Source organism: Tessaracoccus yangjingae (assembly GCF_054483935.1).
Genome location: NZ_CM137014.1, coordinates 1,074,951 through 1,091,470 on the forward strand (window position 1 = coordinate 1,074,951; position 16,520 = coordinate 1,091,470).

Here is a 16,520-nt window from a genome sequence, read left to right on the forward strand (position 1 = left end):
GACCGCCGGACTTCAGGTGGTGGGGGCAGGCGCAAGCGTGGTGGATCTGCGCGGCGGCGCTGGGTTGCCGTCTCCGCGCGTCCGGGTCTCGTCGAGGAGCTCGCGGAGCGGCTTGACCAGATGCAGGTCCAGGAAGTGCTCCACCCCGTCGGCGACGTTCACGTCGTTGACCTTCAGCAGCCACTGGATCTGGAGCCCGTCCCAGAGTGCGAACATCTGGGAGGCCACCTTCACCGGGTCCACGCCCGGCCGCAGGTGGCCCGCATCCCTGGCCACCGTCAGGGACTCCACCGCGATCTCGGTGACCCACTCGTAGCGGCGCCTCATGTAGGAGTTGGCCGGGTGCTCCGGCCTGGTCGCCTCGGCCGACAGGACCGCGAACAGCTCGATCTCGCCTGGCTTGAAGGCGCTCTCGCGCGCGTACTCGACCAGCGACCCCAGCACCTCGATGCCCGTCGACCTCCCGATGGACAGCTCGTTGGCGCCCTCGTCGCGCCGCTCGATCACCGCCGACAGCAGGGCCACCTTGTTGGGGAAGTGGTGGAGCAGCCCCGCCTGGCTGATGCCGGCCAGAGCCGCCACCTCCCGCAGCGATCCGGCGTCGTAGCCCTGCGCGCCGAAGACCTCGAGAGCGGCGTCGAGGATCCGGGCGCGGGTGACCGCAGTCTTGCGGTAGTTGCCCCTCGGACCGTTGGGCATCTCATCCGGGAGGATCGGCGAAAGCGTCATGGCAACCCCCTTTGGTCGCGATCTCAAACAATTGTAACGACTTCATATCAAAACCTACCACTCGCTCGGTTTTCTTGCTAGAGTTCGCTCACGAGGTCGCAGCAAGGGTGCGGCGGCCATAGTGTTGAAGGGACCAAAGATGATCCGTAGGGACTTCCTCAGGCTCGGCGCCGCCTCGTTCGCGGTTGCCGCATTGGGAATCACCACAGCCTGCTCGGACGACGCCGGTAACGGCTCCACCCAGTCCGGCGGGGCCACCCCCAGCGGTGGCGGCACCGGCGGGGGCGAGCTCGTGATGGGCCTCATCACCGCGCCGATGTCGTTCGACCCCTCCGTCGCGGAGTGGGGCAACCGCCTCCCCTACTACCAGGCCGTGTACGACACCCTGCTGGTCGCCACCCCGGAGAACACCATCGATCCCTGGCTCGCCACGGCGTTCGAGTACGACGAGGCCCAGACCACCCTCACCCTGACCCTGCGCGACGATGTGACCTTCTCCGACGGCGAGAAGCTCAACGCCGAGGCGGTCGCCGTGAGCATGAACCGCTTCAAGACCGGCACCGGCCCCGACGCCGGCTACATGGCCAACGTCGACACCATCACGGCCGACGGCGAGTCCACCGTCGTCGTGACCTTCACCGCGCCCGATCCCGCGTTCCTCAACTACCTCACCCGCACCGCCGGCCTCGTGGCCAGCCCCGCCGCTGTGGGCAACGCCGACCTGCCGACCAACCCCGTCGGCTCCGGCCCCTACACCCTCGACGTCGCCAACACGGTCACCAACACCAGCTACACCTTCGTCAAGCGCGACGGCTACTGGAACCCCGACGTGCAGCACTACGACACCATCGTCATGCGCGTCTTCCAGGACACCACCGCCATGCTCAACGCGCTGCGCGCCGGCGAGATCAACTACGGCAAGCTCTCCTCCGCCGAGACCTTCCCGGAGGCCGAGGGCGCCGGATGGACGCTCAACAAGAACGAGCTCGACTTCCAGGGCCTCCTCCTGCTCGACCGCGGCGGCAAGCAGACCCCTGAACTGGCAGACGTCCGCGTCCGCCAGGCCATCAACCACGTCTTCGACCGCCCCGCGATGCTGCAGGCCGTCGCCCTGGGCTACGGCACCGTCACCGCGCAGGTGTTCCCGCCCACGTCGGCCGCCTACGACGAGGCCCTCGACGAGCGTTACCCCTTCGACGTCGAGAAGGCCAAGCAGCTCATGAAGGACGCCGGCTACGAGGCGGGCTTCTCCATGGACATGCCCAGCTCGCCCATCCTGGGCAGCACCGTCTACGCGCTCATCGCCCAGCAGCTGTCCGAGCTCAACATCACCGTCAACGACGTGCAGCCCGGCCAGAACTTCATCGCCGACCTCCTGGCGCCGAAGTTCTCCGCCTGTTTCATGGCGCTCGAGCAGAACCCGGACTGGCAGCTCACCCAGTTCATGATCGCCGAGACCGCCGTGTTCAACCCGTTCAAGTACGCCGACCCCAAGGTCACCGCGATCCTGGACGAGTACCGCACCGCCGACGACGCCCGCCGCGAGGCGCTCATCAAGGAGCTCAACGCCCACATCGTCGAGGAGGCCTGGTTCGCGCCGTTCTACCGCGTGACGGGAGTGGTGGCCACCGATCCGGAGACCACGGTGAAGATGCTCCCCACCAACACCATCCCCAACCTCTACGACACCAAGCCCGCCTGATCGGAAACTGGGACAGATGCTGCGTTTCATCGGACGCAGGCTGATCGCCGGGGTGGTGCTGGTGTTCGCCATCACCACCCTGGCCTTCCTCCTGCTGTATCTCGGCGGCGGCGACATCGCGCGCCGCCTCGTCGGGCAGACCGCCACCCAGGAACAGGTGGCGGCAAAGGCGGCCGAGCTGGGCCTCGACCGCCCCCTCTGGGAGCAGTACGTCACCTGGCTCGGCAACGCCGTCACGGGTGACTTCGGACGCTCCTGGTTCTCCGGGCAGCTCGTGATCGACGGCGTCACCAGCCGCCTGATGGTCACCCTCTCGCTGGTCATCGGCGCCACCCTCATCACGGCTGTGGTCGCGGTGATCCTCGGCGTCCTGGCCGCGCTGTCCGGCGGATGGGTGGATCGCGGCATCCAGTTCCTCACCGTGCTCGGCATGGCCGTTCCCGGCTTCCTCATCGCGGTGGGCCTCGTGTTCGTGTTCGCCATCGAACTCGGCTGGTTCAACGCCACAGGATTCAGTCCCCTGCGGGAAGGCTTCGGGCCGTGGGCCCGGTCGGTGGCGCTGCCCATCACGGCGCTGGCCATCGGCGGCTCGTCCTCGGTGGCCCAGCAGATCCGAGGCTCCGTCGTCGACGCGCTGCAGAAGGACTACGTCCGTACGCTCCGCTCCAGAGGCCTCGACACCCGCAGCGTGGTCTTCAAGCACGTGCTGCGCAACTCGCTGAGCCCCGCCCTGGCGGTCCTCAACGTCCAGTTCATCGGCATGCTCGGCGGTGCGGTCATCGTGGAGCAGGTGTTCCAGATGCCGGGCCTCGGCCAGCTCTCCGTCGGCGCCACGACCCAGGGCGACATCCCCATGGTCATGGGGCTGGTGGTGGCCACGGCCATCATCGTCATCATCGTCAACCTGGTCATCGACATCGCACAAGGCCTGCTGAACCCGAAGGTGAGACTCGGATGAGCCAAGAAGCACCACTCCAGATCCCCGTGGCCGCGCCGGCCGCGAAGAAGTCCGGCGTCCTGCGGCGAGTGTTCCGCAACCCCGTGGCCGTCGTGGCCATCGGCTTCCTCACCCTCGTCGGCCTCGCCGCCGTCTTCGGGCCCCTGCTGGCCCCCCTCGACGGCAACAAGGCAGACGCCTACAAGATCCTGGCCCCCGCCGGCGACGGCTCGCTGCTGGGCTTCGACGGCGCCGGCCGCGACATCTTCTCCCGGCTCCTGTCCGCCACCCAGATCTCCATCTCCGCGGCGCTCGTCGCGTTGATCGTGGCCCTGCTCATCGGCGTCACCGCGGGCCTCCTGGCCGGCTACTACAAGGGCTGGCTGGACACCACGTTCACCTGGGTCACCTCGCTGACCATGGCGCTGCCGGGCATCATCGTCCTGCTGGCCGCCCGCGCCGTCGTCGGGCCGTCGGTGTACTGGTCCATGGTCATCTTCGGCCTCCTCATGAGCCCGTCGTTCTACCGCCTGGTGTACGCCTCGGTGAGCGCGGTGCGTGAGGAGCTCTACGTCGACGCGGCCCGGGTGGCCGGCCTGTCCGACGCGCGCATCATGAGCCGGCACATCCTCGGCGTCGTCCGTGCGCCGATCATCATCCAGGCCTCGATGATCATGGCCATCGCCATCGCCATCCAGTCCGGCCTCGAGTTCCTCGGCATCGGCGACCCGCAGACCCCCACCTGGGGCTCGATGCTCAAGGACGGGTTCGAGGTCATGTACCGCCAGCCCATCAACATGCTCTGGCCCTCCCTGGCCATCGGCCTCACCACCATCTCGCTGACCCTCCTGGCCAACGCCATGCGCGACGCCCTGGAGCGCACCGCGACGGCGGGCCGGAAGAAGCGCAAGCCGTCGGCGCTCGCGGACAGGCCGGCCAACCCGGCCACGCTGCGCCACGACGACGACGCCCGCACCGCCGAGCGCACTGGGGAGGTGCTGCTGGAGGTCAAGGACCTGCGGGTGGGCTACGACCAGCCCAACGGCAGCGTCATCGAGGTGGTCCACGGCGTGGACCTCACCATCAAGCGCGGCGAGGTGCACGGCCTGATCGGCGAGTCCGGCTCCGGCAAGACCCAGACCTCCTTCGCGGTCCTGGGGCTCCTGCCCACCGGCGGCCGGGTCCTCGGCGGATCCATCGTCTTCGAGGGCACGGACCTGGTCTCGGGCACCACCCGCGGGCATGCCGCGGTCCGTGGCAAGAAGATCGCCTACATCCCGCAGGAGCCGATGAGCAACCTGGACCCGATGTTCACCATCGGCAGCCAGCTGGTCGAGCCGCTCCGCAAGACCCAGGGCCTGGACAAGCAGGCCGCCAAGGCGCGGGCGCTCGCACTGCTGGAGCGGGTGGGCATCCCCGAGCCGGAGCGCACGTTCAACGCGTACCCGCACCAGGTCTCCGGCGGCATGGCGCAGCGCGTCCTCATCGCGGGCGCGGTGTCCTCGGACCCGGACCTGCTCATCGCCGACGAGCCCACCACGGCGCTCGACGTCACCATCCAGGCCGAGGTGCTGGACCTCATCCGGGACCTGCAGAGCGAGTTCCACATGGCCGTTCTCCTGGTCACGCACAACTTCGGCGTGGTGGCCGACCTCTGTGACCGCGTCTCGGTGATGAAGGAGGGTCTGATCGTGGAGACCGGGCCCGTCCGTTCCATCTTCAAGGCCCCCAAGCACGACTACACCCGCTCCCTCCTCGACGCCATGCTCGACGAGGACGGCCCCGTCCGCCCGCCGCTCGTCCAAGGAGGCGTCTCATGAGCCGGCCACTGCTGGAGGTCAAGGACCTCGACGTCATCTACCCCGGTGGCGGCGGCCGGAAGCCGTTCCACGCCCTGAAGTCCGTCTCCCTCGACATCATGCCGGGCGAGACGGTGGGGCTCGTGGGTGAGTCGGGTTCGGGCAAGACCACGCTCGGCCGTGCCGTCCTCGGGCTCGCCCCGGTGAGCGGCGGGTCGATCACCTTCGACGGCCAGGACATCTCGCACCTGCACCGTCGGGAGCGCAGGAAGCTGGCCAAGGACATCCAGGTGGTGTTCCAGGACCCGTACTCCTCGCTCAACCCGTCGATGACGATCGAGCAGATCCTCGCCGAGCCACTCACCGCCAACGGTGTGGAGGGCAAGGCTGCCCGCGCCCGGGTCAAGGACCTGCTGGACAAGGTCCACATGCCCACCGACGCCGGCAGCCGGCTCCCCAAGGAGTTCTCCGGCGGCCAGCGGCAGCGCATCGCCATCGCCCGGGCCCTGGCGCTGGACCCGAAGCTGATCGTGGCCGACGAGGCCGTCTCCGCCCTCGACCTGTCCACGCAGGCCCGCGTCCTGGACCTCTTCGTCGAGATCCAGGAGGCCACCGGCGTGGCGCTGCTCTTCGTCACGCACGACCTCGCGGTGGTGCGGCACGTCAGCCACCGCGTGGCCGTGCTGTACCGCGGCGAGATCGTCGAGTCCGGCCTGGTCGACGCGGTCACCAAGCACCCCGAGCACCCCTACACCCAGCGGCTGTTCATGGCCGCCCCGGTGCCGGACCCGGACCGCCAGGAGGCGCGCCGCGCGCAGCGCCTGCGGATGCTCGCCGAGCAGGCCGAGATGAAGCAGCAGGCCGGCGCCGGCCTGGAGCTCGACGCGCTCTGAGCGTCACCCTGTCGGGGGGCCGCCCGCCGCGGCCCCCCGACCCCCAGCACCCACGGACCCACTCCGACGACGGAAGAGAACCATGACCCACATCGACGCCCTCGTGGCGCGCCTCGACCTGCCCACCAAGGTCCGGCTCCTCACCGGTGAGGACTTCTGGACCACCATCGAGATCCCCGAGATCGGGCTGAGGAAGATGACCCTGTCCGACGGCCCGTCGGGCGTCCGCGGGCCGGTGTGGGACGAGCGCTCGCCGTCGCTCAACATGCCCTCGGCCACCGCGCTGGCGTCTGCCTGGGACACCGCCCTGGCCGGCGAGTACGGGGCCGCCGCGGCCGCCGAGGCCCGCCGCAAGGGCGTGGACTGGGTGCTCGGCCCCACCATCAACCTGCACCGCTCGCCCCTGGGCGGCCGGCACTTCGAGTGCTTCAGCGAGGATCCGGTGCTCACCGGCGAGCTGGCCGCCTCCTACGTCGCCGGGCTGCAGGACAACGGCGTGGCCGCCACCCCGAAGCACTACGTGGCCAACGACTTCGAGACCGACCGCTTCACCGTCGACGTCGTCGCCGACGAGCGGACGCTGCGCGAGCTGTACCTCGCCCCGTTCGAGCGCGCCGTCGAGGCGGGCACCTGGTCGATCATGAGCGCCTACAACTCCGTCAACGGCGCCACCATGACCGAGAACGAGCTGCTGCGCGACCCGCTGCGCACCGAGTGGGGCTGGGACGGCGTGGTGGTCAGCGACTGGACCGCCGTCCGCAGCACCGCCGCGGCCAACGCCGAGCAGGACCTCGAGATGCCCGCCCCCGGCGTGTGGGGCGACGCGCTCCTCAAGGCCGTGGAGGCCGGCGAGGTGTCCGAGGAGAACATCGACCGCCACGTCGCGCGGCTCCTGCTGCTGGCCGAGCGCGTCGGCGCTCTGGGCGACGCCCAGCCGCTCGCCCCGGCCGCCGTCGACGGCATCGCCTTCGTGCGCCGCGCCGCCGCCGAGGGCATGGTGCTGCTGGCCAACGACGGCATCCTGCCGCTCGACGCGGGGGCGCTCGGCACCGTGGCGCTCATCGGCCACAACGCCGACGAGGCCCGCACGCAGGGCGGCGGCAGCGCCACCGTCGTGCCGGAGAGCGTGGTCAACCCGCTGAGCGGCCTCCGCGCCGCGCTCCCGGGCGCGCAGGTGACCTACAGCCTGGGCGCCGTGGTGCAGGAGGGTGTCGCGCCCCTGGCGCCGGCGAGCCTGACCAACCCCCGCACCGGCGGCCCCGGCCTCGTGGCCACGTTCCTCGACGCCGACGGCAACGCGCTCATGTCCGAGGACCGGTTCGCCACGTCGCTGACCTGGTTCGGCGGCGGCGTGGACGTCATCCAGCGCGCCAGCGTGCTGGCCCTCGACACCCGCTTCACGCCGGACGTCACCGAGGAACGGGAGCTCGGCTTCGCCACCTCGATGCGCGGGCGCGTCTTCGTCGACGGCGAGCTCCTGTTCGAGGACCAGCCCATCGTCACCGGCACCGACCTGGGGGCCGCCCTGCTCGCGCCGCCCTCGGAGACCCGCCCGGTGCGGTTCACCGCCGGGCAGCCCGTGGACCTGCGCGTCGAGTTCGACCTCGGCTCCACGCAGTTCGCCGTGGCCGGCGCCATCGGCCTCACCTTCGGCACCGCCCCCGCCAACCACGACCCCGACGACCTGATCCGCGAGGCCGCCGCGGCCGCCGCAGCGGCGGACGTGGCAGTCGTGGTGGTGGGCACCAACTCCAAGGTGGAGTCCGAGGGCTACGACCGCGAGAACCTCGACCTCCCCGGCCGCCAGGACGACCTCGTCCGCGCCGTCGCGGCCGCCAACCCGCGCACCGTTGTGATCGTCAACTCCGGCTCGCCGGTGCTCATGCCGTGGCAGGACGACGTGGCCGCCGTGCTGCTCGGCTACTTCGGCGGTCAGGAGTTCGGCAACGCCATCGCCGACGTCCTCCTCGGCCTGGCCGAGCCCGGCGGCCGCCTCCCCGCCACCTGGCCCGCCACGCTCAAGGACGTGCCCGTCCTCAACTGCACCCCCGAGGACGGCACCGTCCGCTACGACGAGGGCATCCACATCGGCCACCGCGCCTGGCTGAAGGCCGGCGCCGCGCCCGCCTTCGAGTTCGGGCACGGCCTGGGCTACACGTCCTGGGAGCTCGCCGACGCCACCGCCGAGGCAGGAGCCGACGGCGTCACGGTGCGGGTGCGGGTGACCAACACCGGAGCCCGCGCGGGCAAGCACGTGGTGCAGGTCTACGCCTCCCGCGAGGACACCGCCGTGGACCGCCCGGTCCGCTGGCTGGCCGGGTTCGCCCCCGTCCGGCTCGGCGCGGGGGAGTCGACCACGGTCGAGATCTCCGTGCCCCGCCGCCGCTTCGAGCACTTCGCCGACGGCTGGACCCTGGAGCCGGGCACCTTCGCCCTGCACGTGGGCTCCTCCGTCACCGACACCCCCCTGACCGTGGAGGCTGAACTCTCGTGAACCTGCCCAACCCCCTCATCCCGGGCTTCAACCCCGACCCGAGCATCGTGCGGGTCGGCGAGGACTACTACCTCGCCACCTCAACGTTCGAGTACCTGCCCGGCCTGCCCATCTACCACTCCCGTGATCTGGTCACCTGGACCCACGTGGCCAACGTGGCCGTGCGCGACGAGCAGCTGGGCGTGGTCGACGCCCCCACCAACCTGGGCGTCTGGGCGCCCACCATCCGGTTCCACGACGGCCTGTTCCACCTCATCGTCACCGACACCGCCGGCCGCGGCACCTGCATCTTCACCGCCACCGACCCGGCGGGGGAGTGGAGCGACGGCGTCGTGGTGGACCTCGAGGGCATCGACCCTGACCTCGCCTGGGACGAGGACGGCACCGCCTACATCACGTACTCCGGCCTGGTCCTCTCCGGCCCCGACATCGGGGCGCACCGCGGGATCGAGCAGATCGTCGTCGACGTCGCCACCGGCGAGGTGCTGGAGCCGAAGCGGTCCCTGTGGTCCGGCGACGGCGGCATGTTCCCCGAGGCCCCGCACCTCTACCACATCGGCGAGCACTGGTACCTGATGGTCGCGGAGGGCGGCACGGAGCGCGGGCACTCCATCTCCATCGCCCGCTCGCGCTCCCCGCGGGGCCCCTTCACGTCCTGCCCCGACAACCCGCTGGTCACCGCCCGCGGCACCGCGCGCCCCGTCCAGTGCACGGGCCACGGCGACCTCGTCGAGGGCCCCGACGGCCAGTGGTACGTGGTCATGCTCGGCACCCGCCCCCGCGGCATGGTGCGCTCCTTCTCGGCCCTCGGCCGGGAGACGTTCATCTCGCCTGCGCGCTGGACGCGCGACGAGTGGCTGGAGATCGACCCCGTCGAGCTCAACCCCCGCGCGCCGTTCGGCTGGTCCGAGGACTTCGACGGCCCGCTGGGCCCGGAGTGGTTCGGCGTGCGCCGCCGCCCCGACCAGCTGGCCGACCTCGGCTCCCGGCCGGGATGGCTCACGCTGACCGGCGAGGGCGAGGGCATGGGCGCGTTCCGCCCCGTGTTCGTCGGCCACCGCCAGGAGCACCAGACGTGCGAGATGCGCGCCGTCGTCGACGCCTCCGCGGGCGTCGGCGGGCTCGCGGTCCGCTACGACGAGCACTTCCACTACGAGGTCGAGCTCGCCGGCGGCACGGTCACCGCGCGGGCCGTGGTGCCGGGGTTCATCCGCGAGTCCTCGGTGCAGGTGGGCGACGGCCCGGTGACGCTCGTCGTCTCGTCGGCCGTGCCCGTGTCCCAGGGCCTCGGGCATCCCTCCTCCGACATCGTCTCGCTCGGCTTCGTCGATGCGGACGGCAGCGTCCGCGTGCTCGAGGAGGTCGACGCCCGCTACCTGTCGAACGAGGTGGCCGCCTCCTTCACCGGGCGCGTGTTCGGCGTGTACGCGACGGAGGGTTCGGTGGCCGTCGACCGGATCGACTACCAGGGCGACAACTCTTGACCGCGCGCGCCCGGCTGGCGGCCGAGCTGCGCCACGACTCCCCGCTGGTGGACACCGGCAGCCCCCGGCTCAGCTGGATCGTCGACACCGACGAGCCCGGCTGGATCCAGGCATCCGCCGAGATCCGGTCCGGGGCAGACGTCGTGGTGCTCGACGGCCGCGACAGCAATCTCGTGCCGTGGCCGTTCGCTCCGCTTGCCCCCGGCCGGGCCGCGACTCTCCGGGTGCGGGTCACCGCCACCTCTGGCACCGTCACCGACTGGAGCGACGAACTGGAGGTGCGCAACGCCTCCCTCCCCGCCGACGCGCAGTGGGGGCGGCTCATCGGGCTGCCCTCCCCGCAGCGGCCCGCCCAACCCGTGGAGCTGCGGACCGAGTTCGAGGCGCACGGGGTCCTGCGGGCCACGCTGCGCTGGACCGCTCTGGGCGTCGCGACGGTGTCGCTCAACGGCGCGCCCAGCGACGACGCCGTCCTCGCGCCGGGGTGGCCCGCCTACCATCACCGGCTCGTCCACGAAACCGTCGACGTCACCGGGCTGATCGCCGACGGCGCCAACGCCATCGGGGTCCGGCTGGCGGGCTGCTGGTACACCGAGCGCTACGGCTTCCACGGCCAGGGGCGCCCCGTTTTCGGCGAGCAGCCGGCGTTCGCGCTGCGGCTGGACCTCGAGCACGCCGACGGCTCCACCTCCGTCGTCCTCACCGACGCCTCCTGGCGGGCGCGCGGCGACGGCCCCGTCGTCGACAGCGGCCTCTACGCGGGCGAGCGGTTCGACGCGCGGCGGATCGCCGACGGCTGGGACCGGGTGGGCTTCGACGACTCGGCGTGGGAGCGCGCCGCCGTCGTCGAGGCCGGGTTCCCGCGGCCCGTGCCGCAGGTGATGCCGCCCGTGCGCCGGATCGAGGAGGTGCCCGTGCGTGAGGTGCTGACCTCGCCCAGCGGGGCGTCCATCCTCGACTTCGGTCAGAACCTCGTGGGCCGGCTGCGGATCGCCGTCGCCGGTCCCGCCGGTCACACCGTGCGGCTGCGCCACGCCGAGGTGCTGGAGCACGGCGAGCTGGGCACGCGGCCCTTGAGGGTCGCGGCGGCCACCGACCACTACACGCTGAGCGGGCACGGGGTCGAGGTCTGGGAGCCCGAGTTCACCTATCACGGCTTCCGCTACGCGCAGATCGACGACTGGCCCGGAGACTTCGACCCGGCAGACGTCGTTGCCGTCGTGCTGCACAACGACATGGCACGCACCGGCGGCTTCGAGACGTCCCACCCGCTGCTGCAGCGGCTGCACGACAACGTCACGTGGGGCATGCGCGGCAACTTCCTGGCCGTCCCCACCGACTGCCCGCAGCGCGACGAGCGGCTGGGGTGGACCGGCGACATCCAGGTGTTCGCCCCCACCGCCTCCCGCCTGTACGACGTGCGCGGATTCCTGCGCAACTGGCTGCGCGACCTCGCCGCCGACCAGGCGGCGGACGGCACCAACGTGCCGTTGGTCGTCCCCAACGTCCTCGGCCGCGTCGGCCTGTTCAGCAAGCCGACGGCGGCCTGGGGCGACGCCGCCACCGTCGTCCCGTGGACGCTGTACCAGCGCTACGGCGACCTCGGCATCCTGGAGGACTCCTACGGCTCCATGCGGGCATGGGTGGAGACCGTCCTGGCCGACACCGAGGGCTCCGGCCTCTGGCGTGGGCGGATGCAGCTGGGTGACTGGCTGGACCCGAGCGCGCCGCCGGACAACCCGGCCGCGGCGAAGACCTCCTCTGACATCGTGGCCAGCGCCTACCTCGCGCTCTCCACCCGGATCCTCGCCGACACGGCAGCGCTCCTCGGCCACGACGCCGATCACGAGCGCTACTCCGCGGAGGCGGAGAGGTCCCGCGCCGCGTTCGAGGAGGCCTTCGTCACCCCCGCGGGGCTGATGGTCTCCGACGCGGTCACGGCCTACGCCCTGGCGCTGCGCTTCGATCTCGTCCGCGACGTCCGGCAGCGGGAGCGGCTCGCCGCGCGGCTCGCGGACCTGGTGCGCGAGGGCGGCTACCACATCCAGACCGGCTTCGTCGGCACGCCGCTGGTGACCGACGCCCTCAGCGACGCCGGGCACCTCGACGTGGCCGAACGCCTGCTGTTCCAGACCGGATGCCCCTCGTGGCTGTATCCCGTCACCATGGGGGCGACGACGATCTGGGAACGCTGGGACTCCATGCTCCCGGACGGCACCATCAACCCCGGGGAGATGACGTCCTTCAACCACTACGCGCTGGGGGCGGTGGCCGACTGGCTCCACCGCGTCGTCGCGGGGCTGGACCTCGCCGAGCCGGGATACGCCACGTTGCGCATCGCCCCGCAGCCGCTGCGCCGGATCGACGACGCGCGCTCCTGGCTGGAGACGCCCTACGGTCACGCCGAGGTGGCGTGGCGGCGCGAGGGCGGGCAGATCCTGGTGACGGCCACCGTGCCGCCGAACACGAGCGCGGAGGTGCTGCTGCCCGGCCGTGAGCCCCTGACGGTGGGCTCAGGGATGCACGCCTGGACCTTCCAGGACCGCCCGGCGCCGCCGTCGCGTCGCCCGCTGAGCCTTGCCTCACCGTCGTCCGACATCATCGACGACGAGGAGGCCCTCGACGCGGTGCTGGCGGTGCTGAGGGAGCAGGCGCCCCAGCTCGCCGACGGGTTCACCAACCGGGTGACCTGGGGGCGGCGCCGCCCGTTCGCGGGCGCCTTCCTGTTCGTCCCGCCGGAGCTGCTGGCCGCCGTCGACGAGGCGCTGGCGTCGCTGGGGGGCCAGGAGTGACGGGCGCAGAGGCGGTGCACGGGCACGTCGACGACCGGCTCGCCGGCATCCTCGACGAGTTGGCCGGCGCCCTGGCCGCGGACGAGGACTTCTCCTTCCAGGCCGCGGCCTACCACCGCGGTGAGAAGGTCCTCGACGTCTGGGCCGGCCCGCACATGGCCGAGGACTCCATGACGGTGCCCTTCTCGGTGACCAAGAACGTCATCGGCGTGTCGGTGGGGCTGGCGGTGGAGCAGGGCCTCCTCGACCTGGACGAGCGGGTGGCCGCGTACTGGCCCGAGTTCGCGGCCAAGGGGAAGGCGGCGGTCACCGTCCGGCAGCTCCTCTCGCACCAGGCGGGCCTGCCCCAGGCCGAGCCGCCGCTGCGGGCCGCGGAGTTGCTCGACCACCATGCCGGCGCCGCACGGCTCGCCGACACCCGTCCGCACTGGCGCCCGGGCACGGCCTTCGGCTACCACGCCCTCACCATCGGGAACCTGGCCTCGGAGCTGATCTTCAGGGTGACGGGCCAGACGCTGCACGACTTCTACGAGACCCAGATCAGGCGCCCGCACGGCATCGACTTCCATCTGGGCCTCCCTCCCGGGCAGGATCACCGCCGGGTGGCCCTCCTCCCGATGATCGTCCCTGAGGGGGCAACACGGGAGGAGCCCACAGCCGTGGGCCGGCTGGTGTTCGCGCCCGCGGCGCCGGGCCTGGACCTGGGCAACGACGAGGCCAGCTGGCTCTTCGGCCACCCCGCGGCGTCCGGCGTCGGCACCGCCCGCGGGCTCGCGCGGCTGCTCGCGGCGGCCGTCACCGGCGTCGACGGCGGCGCGCCCTTCCTCTCCGAGGACACGGTGGCCCAGGTCGGCGAGCAGCAGGTCCGCGGCTTCGACGAGGTGCTGGGCCAGCAGGACCGCGCGCACGGCATCGTGTTCCAGAAGCCGTCCGCGCAGCTCCGGTGGGGCGGGCCCCGCTCCTTCGGCCACGACGGCGCCATGGGGGCGGTCGCCTGCGTCGACCCCGACACGGGTGTGTCGTTCGCCTACACGCTGCCCCGCGGCCCATGGCCCGGCGGGGCGGACCCGAGGGCCGTTCGGGTGGCTGCCGCCCTCAACCGGCTGTTCACCTGAGGCCGGACTGGCGCCTGACCCCTGGCTGCGGGGACAATTTGGCGTGAAGCACCGTCTTTAGAGGAGCACCATGTCCGATCAGCCCGGATTCCGCCAGCCCGAGCCCCAGCAGTCGCCCGACTACCAGGCCACCCCGGAGCCCTACGTCCCGTTCGGACAGGACGAGACCACGACGTCGTTCAGCGAGTCCGAGCCGGCGGTGGGCAGCCAGACCGAGCCCATGCCCACGTACCCGCCGGCCGCGCCCCAGCCCTACGCGCAGCCCGCCTACGGGGATCAGCCGCCTGCCGCGGGGTACGCGCAGCCCACTCCGCCCAGCTACGGGCAGCAGCCCCCCGCCGCCGGCTACGCGCCGCCGTCCGCGCCCGCCTACGGCACCGACTACGGCCAGGCCCCGCAGAGCCCCTACGGCACCGACTACGGCCAGGCCCCGCAGAGCCCCTACGGCACCGACTACGGCCAGGCCCCCTACGGTGCCGACTACGGCCAGTCAGCGTACGGACAGCAGCAGCCCTACGGCATGGCCCCGTACGGGCAGCAGCCCGCCTACGGGTACGGGCAGGCCGAGCACCCGCAGGCCACCACCATCCTGGTGCTGGGCATCCTCGGCTTCTTCGTGCCGATCGTGCCGTTCGTCGCCTGGTACATGGGCGGGCAGATCAAGAAGCAGATCGACGCCGGCGCCCCGTACCAGTGGGAGGGATCGCTGAAGATCGGCTACCTGATCGGCAAGATCCTGGGCATCATCCAGATCGCGTCGGTCGTCCTGACCATCATCTGGCTGGTGGTCATGTTCGGGCTCCTGGCGGCCAACGGCTTCTGAGCCGGGTTTTCACACACTAGAAGGGGCGGGGCGACCGATCGGTCGCCCCGCCCCTCCTGTCGTTGTCGAAGAGTCAGTCGTCGCCCTCGTCGACGACCTTCTCCGGGCTGCGCACGAGGTGCACGATGGAGGCGGCAAGGCCGCCCCACAGCGTCACCATGGCGACGATCATCATGATGATTGCGGTGGTGGTCATTTCGCCATGATCTCCTCGTACTTGGCGTCGAGCGCGTCCTCGTCGACGTGGGTGATGGTGTTCTTCTTCCACGGCGTGTAGGCCAGCGCGGCAGCCACGATCACGAGCAGGGCGGACATGCCCCAGCCGAAGACGCCGAGCATGCCGACGGGGTACCCGCCGTACGGTTCGGTGACCTTGGTGATGACCTCGTTGATGAGGATGTAGCCCAGGATGCCGGGCACGAAGATGCCCACCAGGGCCAGCCACAGCCGGCCGAACTGGAGGCTGGAGACGCGGTCCACGTGGCGCTGCAGCAGGGGCAGCTTGCGCAGCACCCAGGCCACCACGACCACCATCGAGAACGCGCCCAGCAGGATGCCGAACTTGTTGACGAACTCGTCGGTGATGTCGAGGAAGTAGAGCCCCGTCGTCGTGGGCAGCAGGAGCATCGAAACCAGCGCCATCGGGATGCCGACGGCCAGCGTCGCCTTGATCCGGCCCAGGCCCAGCTTGTCCTGGATGGCCGCGACCACGACCTCGACGATGGAGATCATCGAGGTGAACCCGGCGAAGACCAGGGACGCGAAGAACAGCGCGCCCAGCAGCGGGCCGAAGGACGTCGACGAGACGATGCTCGGGAACGCGATGAACGCGAGCCCGATGCCGCCGGCGGCCACCTCCTCCATGGGCTGGCCGGTGGCCTGCATGAGGAAGCCGAGCGCCGCGAACACGCCGATGCCGGCGAGCAGCTCGAAGCCCGAGTTGGCGAACGCGACCACCAGGCCGGAGCCGGACAGGTTCGTGCGGCGTCGCAGGTAGGACGAGTAGGTGATCATGATGCCGAAGCCCACCGAGAGCGAGAAGAAGATCTGGCCGTAGGCCGCGGCCCACACCCCGGGGTCTCCGAGCGCGGCCCAGTTGGGCGTGAAGAAGGCGTTGAGGCCGTCCATGGCGCCCGGCAGGGTGACGGCCTGGATCACCAGCACGAGGAACATCACGGCCAGCAGCGGGATCATGATCGTGTTGGCAGCCGCGATCCCCTTCTTGACGCCGAGAGCGATGACGCCGATGGTCAGGATCCACACCACGGCCATCGGGATGGCCACCTGCGGGACGAAGTCGAAGCCCACCGTCGGGGTGTCGGCCACCTGCAGGAACTCGCCCATGAGGAAGCCCGCCGGGTCGTCGCCCCAGGCCTCGGTGAAGCTGAAGAAGAAGTACATGGCCGCCCACGCCAGGATGGCGGCGTAGTACACGGCGATGACGAAGCACACGAGCACCTGCCACCAGCCGAACGCCTCGGTCCACTTCTTGCCGGCCCGGCGCAGGGCGAGTGGGGGAGCGGCGCGGTACCGGTGGCCCAGCGCGTAGTCGAAGAACAGCAGCGGGATGCCCGCGGTCAGCAGCGCGACCAGGTAGGGGATCACGAAGGCGCCGCCGCCGTTGGTGTAGGCGACGTAGGGGAAGCGCCAGATGTTGCCCAGGCCGACGGCGGAGCCGATCGCGGCGAGGATGAACACGTTGCGGGAGTTGAACACCTCGCGTTTGGCGAGCGTGGGTTCGGACATGTGCCC

The 16,520-nt window shown here is 71.1% G+C and carries 12 protein-coding genes; 9 read left to right on the top strand and 3 right to left on the bottom strand.

Features of this window, described 5'->3' with window-relative positions; all coding sequences use genetic code 11:
- Positions 1-12 precede the first annotated feature (12 nt).
- Positions 13-729, bottom strand: a complete 717-nt coding sequence (locus ACX1D3_RS04480; RefSeq protein ID WP_458995786.1) for a TetR/AcrR family transcriptional regulator — start codon at positions 727-729, stop codon at positions 13-15.
- A gap of 139 nt (positions 730-868) precedes the next feature.
- Here ACX1D3_RS04480 and ACX1D3_RS04485 point away from each other — a divergent pair, with 139 nt between their 5' ends.
- The 9 genes from ACX1D3_RS04485 to ACX1D3_RS04525 all read left to right on the top strand — a co-directional run bounded on the left by ACX1D3_RS04485 (position 869) and on the right by ACX1D3_RS04525 (position 14,768).
- Complete coding sequence (locus ACX1D3_RS04485; RefSeq protein ID WP_458995787.1) at positions 869-2,431, top strand: ABC transporter substrate-binding protein; 1,563 nt, start codon at positions 869-871, stop codon at positions 2,429-2,431.
- Positions 2,432-2,447: 16 nt separating this feature from the next.
- Positions 2,448-3,389, top strand: a complete 942-nt coding sequence (locus ACX1D3_RS04490; protein WP_458995788.1) for an ABC transporter permease — start codon at positions 2,448-2,450, stop codon at positions 3,387-3,389.
- On the top strand, positions 3,386-5,188 hold the full coding sequence (locus tag ACX1D3_RS04495; protein WP_458995789.1) for a dipeptide/oligopeptide/nickel ABC transporter permease/ATP-binding protein: 1,803 nt from the start codon (positions 3,386-3,388) through the stop codon (positions 5,186-5,188). The genes ACX1D3_RS04490 and ACX1D3_RS04495 overlap by 4 nt, the downstream gene beginning before the upstream one ends.
- The gene (locus ACX1D3_RS04500) at positions 5,185-6,060 is read left to right on the top strand and encodes an ATP-binding cassette domain-containing protein (RefSeq protein WP_458995790.1); all 876 of its coding nucleotides are present in this window, start codon (positions 5,185-5,187) and stop codon (positions 6,058-6,060) included. Before ACX1D3_RS04495 ends, ACX1D3_RS04500 begins: the two co-directional genes overlap by 4 nt.
- Before the next feature lie 82 nt (positions 6,061-6,142).
- Positions 6,143-8,554, top strand: a complete 2,412-nt coding sequence (locus ACX1D3_RS04505; RefSeq protein WP_458995791.1) for a glycoside hydrolase family 3 protein — start codon at positions 6,143-6,145, stop codon at positions 8,552-8,554.
- Positions 8,551-10,038, top strand: coding sequence for a glycoside hydrolase family 43 protein (locus ACX1D3_RS04510; RefSeq protein WP_458995792.1), 1,488 nt, complete (start codon positions 8,551-8,553; stop codon positions 10,036-10,038). Before ACX1D3_RS04505 ends, ACX1D3_RS04510 begins: the two co-directional genes overlap by 4 nt.
- Positions 10,035-12,830, top strand: coding sequence for an alpha-L-rhamnosidase (locus ACX1D3_RS04515; protein WP_458995793.1), 2,796 nt, complete (start codon positions 10,035-10,037; stop codon positions 12,828-12,830). Before ACX1D3_RS04510 ends, ACX1D3_RS04515 begins: the two co-directional genes overlap by 4 nt.
- Positions 12,827-13,945, top strand: coding sequence for a serine hydrolase domain-containing protein (locus tag ACX1D3_RS04520; protein ID WP_458995794.1), 1,119 nt, complete (start codon positions 12,827-12,829; stop codon positions 13,943-13,945). Before ACX1D3_RS04515 ends, ACX1D3_RS04520 begins: the two co-directional genes overlap by 4 nt.
- A 70-nt stretch (positions 13,946-14,015) precedes the next feature.
- Positions 14,016-14,768 carry a hypothetical protein gene (locus ACX1D3_RS04525; RefSeq protein ID WP_458995795.1) on the top strand — a complete coding sequence of 251 codons (753 nt, stop codon included), beginning with the start codon at positions 14,016-14,018 and terminating at the stop codon, positions 14,766-14,768.
- A 73-nt stretch (positions 14,769-14,841) separates the two neighbouring features.
- Here ACX1D3_RS04525 and ACX1D3_RS04530 read toward each other — a convergent pair whose 3' ends face one another.
- Both ACX1D3_RS04530 and ACX1D3_RS04535 read right to left on the bottom strand, forming a co-directional pair.
- Positions 14,842-14,964, bottom strand: a complete 123-nt coding sequence (locus ACX1D3_RS04530; protein WP_458995796.1) for a methionine/alanine import family NSS transporter small subunit — start codon at positions 14,962-14,964, stop codon at positions 14,842-14,844.
- Complete coding sequence (locus ACX1D3_RS04535) at positions 14,961-16,514, bottom strand: sodium-dependent transporter (RefSeq protein ID WP_458995797.1); 1,554 nt, start codon at positions 16,512-16,514, stop codon at positions 14,961-14,963. The genes ACX1D3_RS04530 and ACX1D3_RS04535 overlap by 4 nt, the downstream gene beginning before the upstream one ends.
- Positions 16,515-16,520: the final 6 nt, after the last annotated feature.

Coding starts and splice junctions, on each gene's coding strand:
- ACX1D3_RS04480 (WP_458995786.1), bottom strand. CDS start 729: ATGACGCTTTCGCCGATCCTCCCGGATGAGATGCCCAACGGTCCGAGG.
- ACX1D3_RS04485 (WP_458995787.1), top strand. CDS start 869: ATGATCCGTAGGGACTTCCTCAGGCTCGGCGCCGCCTCGTTCGCGGTT.
- ACX1D3_RS04490 (WP_458995788.1), top strand. CDS start 2,448: ATGCTGCGTTTCATCGGACGCAGGCTGATCGCCGGGGTGGTGCTGGTG.
- ACX1D3_RS04495 (WP_458995789.1), top strand. CDS start 3,386: ATGAGCCAAGAAGCACCACTCCAGATCCCCGTGGCCGCGCCGGCCGCG.
- ACX1D3_RS04500 (WP_458995790.1), top strand. CDS start 5,185: ATGAGCCGGCCACTGCTGGAGGTCAAGGACCTCGACGTCATCTACCCC.
- ACX1D3_RS04505 (WP_458995791.1), top strand. CDS start 6,143: ATGACCCACATCGACGCCCTCGTGGCGCGCCTCGACCTGCCCACCAAG.
- ACX1D3_RS04525 (WP_458995795.1), top strand. CDS start 14,016: ATGTCCGATCAGCCCGGATTCCGCCAGCCCGAGCCCCAGCAGTCGCCC.
- ACX1D3_RS04530 (WP_458995796.1), bottom strand. CDS start 14,964: ATGACCACCACCGCAATCATCATGATGATCGTCGCCATGGTGACGCTG.
- ACX1D3_RS04535 (WP_458995797.1), bottom strand. CDS start 16,514: ATGTCCGAACCCACGCTCGCCAAACGCGAGGTGTTCAACTCCCGCAAC.